Below are 2,214 nucleotides of genomic sequence, written 5' to 3' on the forward strand. Positions count from 1 at the left end.
CGCCCTTGGCGAGCACTCCATCACAGTTGACTGTGATGTGCTGCAAGCTGATGGCGGCACCCGTACCGCCTCCATTACCGGTGCCTGTGTGGCGCTGGTGGATGCGCTGGACTGGATGGTCGAGAAGGGCATGATCAAGCAGAGCCCGCTCAAGCAGATGATTGCCGCCGTTTCCGTCGGCATGTATCAGGGCGAAGCCATCTGCGATCTGGAGTACATCGAAGACTCCGCCGCCGAGACCGACATGAACGTGGTGATGACCGAAGATGGTCGCATCATCGAGGTGCAGGGCACTGCGGAGGCCGAGCCCTTCACCCATGAAGAGTTGCTGGACATGCTGGCGCTCGCCAAGGGCGGCATTGCCGACATCATTGCGCTGCAGAAGCAGTCGCTCTCCTGATACCAGGACCTGTTGATGTTTCGGCACAAGTCGCGTTGCAGTGTCAAAGGATGCCAGGCTAGGCGCAGGATGCCGCCAATGGTTATTCCCTTGGCAAGTCCTGCAACAACGCATGGCATCCTTTGCCACGCAACCCGTAGGGACGGGTCTGTTTTTGTGCATAACGTCGTTATTCGATGCCTCGTTTGGATTACCAAACTTCGCATCTCATGCCTAGTTCTGCGCAAAAACCGACTCCGTCGCGGCTGTGACGAAGCGTCAACAGATCCTGCAAACGCGGCATTGACCGCGTTTTTTTATACCCCCCCACAAGGCAACGACAAGCCAAGCAAGGAGCCAGAATGAAAGCCTACCAGCGTCAATTTATCGAGTTCGCCCTGGAAAAACAGGTCCTCAAATTCGGTGAATTTACCCTGAAATCCGGTCGTAAAAGCCCCTACTTCTTCAACGCCGGCCTGTTCAACAGTGGCCGCGACCTAGCCCGCCTCGGCCGTTTCTATGCCGCCGCCCTGATGGATGCCGGCACCCCGTTCGATGTGCTGTTTGGCCCGGCCTACAAGGGGATCCCCATCGCCTCCGCCACCGCCGTGCAGTTGGTCGAACAGCACGATGTGGATGTACCCTGGTGCTTCAACCGCAAGGAGGCCAAGGATCACGGCGAGGGCGGCAATCTGGTGGGCAGCCCGCTCAAGGGGCGCATCATGCTGGTGGATGACGTCATCACCGCCGGGACCGCCATTCGCGAATCCATGGATCTGATCCAGGCCAACGGTGCCTCGCTGGCTGGCGTGTTGATCGCGCTGGACCGTCAGGAGAAGGGTAAGGGCGAGCTCTCCGCCATTCAGGAGGTGGAGCGTGACTATGGCGCCCACATTATCGCCATCATCCAGATGAGTGACCTGATCGCTTATTTGGAAGAAAAGCTGGAAGAGAAGCAGGCCGAACAGCCGGAGCTGGCGGCACAACTGACGGCGATGACGGCTTATCGCGCCCAGTACGGCATCTGAGTCGCCATTCATACCGCGCAATAGCTGAATGCGGCGCCCGTTTGCTCTCTGGCAGCAAACGGGCGCCGTTTTTTTATCTACAAAGAAAGGGGATCAGGTGGCTTGAGTTTACCCCTAGAGTAAAGATTAGGGTTCGCCGGTCGGCTGCTAGTATGACCGACTTATTCCGAGGAAGAACATGATGACTACCGAGACGCAGTACCCTATTCATTTTCAGTTGCCGCTTACTGGCATGAGTTGTGCCAACTGTGCCAGCCGCATCACGACCAGCCTCAACAAGCTTGAAGGGGTCGAGGCCACCGTCAACTTCGCGCTGGAGCAGGCGGCCATCGAACTGGCCAGCCCCGATCGCCTGCCTGCGGTGCTCGACAGCATCAAGAGTCAGGGTTACGACTACGGCAGCGAGACCATCCAGTTTCAAATCACCGGCATGACCTGTGCCGGTTGCTCGACCCGCCTGAACAAGATGCTGGCCGCACTGCCCGGTGTCATCTCGGCAGAGGTTAACTTTTCCATCGAGCAGGCCCGGATCGTGCTGGTCCCCGGGATGCAGACGCCCGCCGCCCTGCGCGAGCAGATCGAGGCGCTCGGCTTTGGCGCCCAGCTGGCGCAGGGCTAGGCCAGTCGCCGCCGCCAGCAGTTGCTGGAGCGGGAAGCGCAGGAGGCCGCCACAGCCCGTCAGGCGCAAACCCGGGTCATCGTCTCGGCTTTGCTGACGTTGCCGCTGCTGGTGGGGATGCTGGCCATGGCCGGAGTGTTCCCCTGGCATCTACCCGCTTGGCTGGAGCTGGTGCTCGCCACCCCGGT

The 2,214-nt window shown here is 59.8% G+C and carries 2 protein-coding genes and 1 pseudogene; all 3 read left to right on the forward strand.

Annotated features, from left to right (window positions below; genetic code table 11):
- A partial coding sequence (rph, locus tag CUC53_RS18315; RefSeq protein ID WP_100295409.1) for a ribonuclease PH occupies nt 1–400 on the forward strand: 400 nt, incomplete at its 5' end.
- 341 nt (nt 401–741) lie between these two features.
- Complete coding sequence (gene pyrE / locus CUC53_RS18320; RefSeq protein WP_100295410.1) at nt 742–1,407, forward strand: orotate phosphoribosyltransferase; 666 nt, start codon at nt 742–744, stop codon at nt 1,405–1,407.
- A gap of 181 nt (nt 1,408–1,588) precedes the next feature.
- Nucleotides 1,589–2,214: pseudogene (locus CUC53_RS18325) on the forward strand (heavy-metal-associated domain-containing protein); the annotation flags it as partial.

Origin of the sequence: Aeromonas cavernicola (assembly GCF_002795305.1) — a bacterium.
Taxonomy (GTDB): Bacteria; Pseudomonadota; Gammaproteobacteria; order Enterobacterales; family Aeromonadaceae; genus Aeromonas; species Aeromonas cavernicola.

Excerpts from the sequence above, each read along its gene's own strand:
- pyrE (WP_100295410.1), top strand. The coding sequence starts at position 742 with ATGAAAGCCTACCAGCGTCAATTTATCGAGTTCGCCCTGGAAAAACAG.